Consider the following 4,031-nt stretch of genomic DNA (forward strand, 5'->3'; position numbering starts at 1 on the left):
CGTGCCCACCCCGTGGGACTGCAGGAACACCATGATCTCGCGGATGACCTTCTGCTCGGCCCAGGCCGCGACCACCTGCTGCCGACGCTTGGGGCCGATCCCCTCGAGCTCCTCGAGCCGCTCCGGGGTCCGGTCGATGACGTCGAACACCGCCTCGCCGAACGCCCGCACCATCTGGCGCGCGAAGTGGGGGCCGATCCCCTTGACCATCCCGGAGCCGAGGTACTTCTCGATCCCCTCCAGGGTGGTCGGCGGCACCACCGTCAGCCGGTCGGCGCGAAACTGCAGTCCGTGCTGCCGGTCGTTGACCCACTGGCCGTGGGCCTCGATGAGCTCGCCGGCCGAGACGGCCGCGGCGCTGCCGACGACCGTGGCCACGTCCCGCTGGCCCTTGACCTGCACCCGCAGCACGCAGAACCCCGACTGCTCGCTGTGAAAGGTGACGCGCTCGATGCTGCCGCTGAGGCGCTCGTGCGGGGCGGGGAGGTTGGGGGGCATGGCGCGGATTGTATCGCGCCGCCTCGCCTCGGCCCCGCGCGTCGTCCTGTCCCGGGTACGTTATCCTTGGGGTGTCAGAGGGGTGGACGACGGCGTCAGAGAAGAACGGCAGAGCATCCACGAGGCCCGCATGGAAAACGTCCCGGAGAGACCCGAGCCCGCTGGTGACGTGCTGCTACACCCCCACCGCATAGGGCGCGTGAAGGGTGTGGTGCTCGCCCTGCTGCGCGCAGGCTTCCAGCCATCGGCCTCGCAATTGTTGGAGTCGGTGGAGAGAGAGGTCGAGAGGCTGGCCCGCTGGGACCTGCAGGACGCGCTCGGAGAGCTCGCCGAGGACCGGGCCCTCACGACGGCCTGCCGCGAATACTGCCGCGTGCTCGGCCAGTCGCCCGACCTAAGGGAGGCCCTCGCCGGCAGCGGCGCGCCCGAGAAGGAGATCGTCTCCACCATCGATCCCCGCCTGAGACGGACCCGCGCCTATCGAGGCCCCGCGGAGTTCCAGGAGACGGTGAGCTTCATGGCCCGATTCAAGGACTACGCACCGTTCAACAACATGCTGGTGCGCCTCCAGAGCCCCGAGTGCCGCTACTACGCCAGCGAGCGAGACTGGCGGGAGCGGTTCGGGCGCGCTCCCCGGGAAGACGCGAGACCGATGCTCATCCTGGCCCCGCGGCACCCGGTGCTGCTCGTCTACGACCTGGAACAGACCAGCGGGCGCACCTTCCCGAAGGAGTCGATGGCGTTCGGAAAGTTCGAGGGCGAGTGGCGCCCGGAATGGCTGTCACGCTTGTGTGAGAACGCCGAGACGCACGACAAGATCAAGGTCGACTTCAAAGCCCTCTCCTCCACGCTCGCCGGGTTCTCGAGCATCGCGGCCGCAGATCACGGCTACAAGATGAGGATCCGCATTCACGATCGGCTGGACGAGCCGAGCCGTTTCGGGGTGCTCTGCCACGAACTGGCGCACGTCTATCTGGGGCACCTCGGCAGTGACCCCGATCACTGGTGGCCGTGGCGGCGCGGACTGGACCATCGGACGGTCGAAGTGGAGACGGAGGCGACCGCGTACATCGTCTCGGCCCGGGTCGGATTGAAGGGGACGGACGCGGAGTACCTGTCACGGCATCTGGGAGAGGGCCCTGTGCCCGAGCAGGTGTCGCTGGATCTCGTCGCGAAGGCCGCGAGCCGCATCGAGAAAATGGCTCGAGAGCACCTGCGCCCCCGCCGGGAATCGCGGCGAAGGGCGGGTGGGGTTGCCTGACGCCGGTGGGGCGCTCGGCGCCTGGCGTCCCGGCACGGGTGGCGACGGAAATTCGAACCTCAGGGACCGCAATCCATGTCCACTTCTTCCTCGTGGTTTCTCTGGGCAGTCCTCTCTGCCGGCTTCGCGGCCCTCACCGCCATCTTCGCCAAGGTGGGCATCAGGGGCATCGACTCCGACTTCGCCACGCTGGTGCGGACCGTCATCATCGTCTTCGTCCTGGCGCCATTCGTCGGGTGGGCGGGCAAGTGGAGCAACCCGCTGACTCTTCCACCCCGGTCCCTGCTGTTCCTCACCCTTTCGGCGCTGGCCACCGGGGCTTCCTGGATCTGCTACTTCCGCGCCCTGCAGCTCGGCGATGCGTCCAAGGTCGCACCGGTGGACAAGTTCAGTCTCGTGCTGGTCGCCGTCTTCGCCTACGCATTCCTGGGGGAGCGGCCCACGGGCAGGGAGTGGTTGGGAATCGGCCTGGTGGCCAGTGGCGTCCTGGTACTGGCGCTGAAGCGCTAGGGAGCAGGGGGAGGCGGAACCGTTGCGGCACTGCCCCGGGACGAAACGGGAGGGCCCCGTGAGCGGGCTCCAGCGGGCGGTCGTGCTGCTCTCCGGCGGCCTCGATTCGACGACCGCACTCGCGGTGGCGAAGGCCGAGGGGTTCGCCCCCTACGCCATGAGCTTCCGCTACGGCCAGCGCCACGCCGTGGAGCTGGACTCCGCCCGGCGGGTGGCGCAGGCCCAGGGGGTGGCCGGGCACGTGGTGGTGGACATCGATCTGCGTGCGATCGGGGGCTCGGCCCTGACCGCCGACCTCCCGGTGCCGAAGGGGCGCAGCCCCGGGGAGAGGGGGGAGGGGATCCCGGTCACCTACGTGCCGGCCCGCAACACCATCTTCCTCTCCTTCGCCCTCGCCTGGGCGGAGGTGCTGGGTGCCGCCGATCTCTACATCGGGGTGAACGCACTGGACTACTCGGGCTACCCGGACTGCCGGCCGGAGTACATCACCGCCTTCGAGGCGATGGCGAACCTGGCGACGAAGGCGGGGATGGAGGGGCGCCAGCGGCTCACCGTGCACGCCCCGCTCCTCGCGCTCACGAAGGCCGACATCATCCGCAAGGGACTCTCGCTCGGGGTCGACTACGGTCTCACCTCGAGCTGCTACGACCCCGGCCCCGACGGGCGTCCCTGCGGGGCCTGCGACTCCTGTCTACTGCGGGCGAAGGGCTTCGCCGAGGCGGGGGTCGCCGACCCCCTGCTTGCGCGTTTCTGAGGCGGGAGCTGACCCACCATGTGCGGTCGATACGTCACACCCGACGAGGCCGCCCTGGAGCGGTACTGGACCATCGACCGGCGCAGCGGCAACCCCCTGCCCGAGCGCTTCAACGTGGCCCCGAGCACCCTCGTCCCGATCCTGTTCCGGGCCGAGGACGGGGCCCTCGAGCTAAGCGCGGCCCGCTGGGGGCTTATCCCGGCCTGGTGGACCCAGGCGAAGCTCCCGAGCGCCACCATCAACGCCCGCAGCGAAGAGGTGGCGGTGAAGCCCATGTGGCGCCAGAGCTACCGGCGCTCGCGCTGCCTGATGCCGGCGCGGGGCTGGTACGAGTGGCGGGCGCTCCCCGGGGGCGAGAGCGGCGGAGGGGGGCCGGGGAAGCAGCCCTACTTCATCCACGCCACCGGCTCGCCGGTCATCGCCTTCGCCGGGTTGATGGCGCGCTGGCAGGCCCCGGACGGCGAGGCCGTGCTCTCCTGTGCGCTGCTGACCCGACCGGCGGCGCCCGCCATCGCCGACATCCACGACCGCATGCCGGTGGTCCTCTCGCCGGCGGACCACGAGGAGTGGCTCGCCGCGGAGCAGCGCCCAGAGGTCCTGGGTTGTCTCGTCACGCAGGCTCGGGAGGACTTCCGGGGCTACCCTGTCAGCACGTGGGTGAACGACCCCCGGAACGACGTCCCGGAATTGCTGGAGGACCTTTCGTAGACGGTGGAGGATTCCGCGTCCGGAGCCTGGTGCGAATGGGTGGTGTCCGGTTGCCAAGTCCAGTACGCTGTCACTGTAATGCTCAGGGACCCGCTCATATTTTCTCGGGAAGGTTCTGAACTACCTACCAGCCGACAATGATTGCCTGATGATCGCAAACAGACCTCCCAGGTCTCAGCCATCCCCTCATTTAGGCGAGTCCAAACACCGCTGTGAACGTCCGTTGCCCGAGCAACATCTCGCCGAAGCGCTGTACCAGCGGACGCAGACGCTGCGCGGGCATCATCGGGATCAGCTCGT

Annotated in this window: 4 protein-coding genes and 1 pseudogene (1 of these 5 running past the window's edge); 4 read left to right on the forward strand and 1 reads right to left on the reverse strand. The window is 69.1% G+C overall.

Going from position 1 to position 4,031, the window contains the following annotated elements; translation table 11 throughout:
- Window positions 1–498, reverse strand: a pseudogene (locus KA217_11230) (AAA family ATPase); it reaches 1,195 nt to the left of the window's first position.
- A gap of 130 nt (window positions 499–628) precedes the next feature.
- Between KA217_11230 and KA217_11235 the strand changes: the two are divergent.
- The 4 genes from KA217_11235 (at window position 629) to KA217_11250 (ending at window position 3,731) form a co-directional block, all read left to right on the forward strand.
- Complete coding sequence (locus tag KA217_11235; GenBank protein ID MBP7713012.1) at window positions 629–1,759, forward strand: hypothetical protein; 1,131 nt, start codon at window positions 629–631, stop codon at window positions 1,757–1,759.
- A gap of 75 nt (window positions 1,760–1,834) precedes the next feature.
- Window positions 1,835–2,269 carry an EamA family transporter gene (locus KA217_11240; GenBank protein MBP7713013.1) on the forward strand — a complete coding sequence of 145 codons (435 nt, stop codon included), beginning with the start codon at window positions 1,835–1,837 and terminating at the stop codon, window positions 2,267–2,269.
- A 58-nt stretch (window positions 2,270–2,327) separates the two neighbouring features.
- The gene (gene queC, locus KA217_11245; GenBank protein MBP7713014.1) at window positions 2,328–3,023 is read left to right on the forward strand and encodes a 7-cyano-7-deazaguanine synthase QueC; all 696 of its coding nucleotides are present in this window, start codon (window positions 2,328–2,330) and stop codon (window positions 3,021–3,023) included.
- A gap of 18 nt (window positions 3,024–3,041) precedes the next feature.
- The gene (locus KA217_11250) at window positions 3,042–3,731 is read left to right on the forward strand and encodes an SOS response-associated peptidase (GenBank protein ID MBP7713015.1); all 690 of its coding nucleotides are present in this window, start codon (window positions 3,042–3,044) and stop codon (window positions 3,729–3,731) included.
- The last annotated feature ends 300 nt before the right edge of the window (window positions 3,732–4,031 follow it).

This window comes from Gammaproteobacteria bacterium, assembly GCA_017999615.1.
GTDB lineage: Bacteria > Pseudomonadota > Gammaproteobacteria > JAABTG01 > JAABTG01 > JAGNLM01.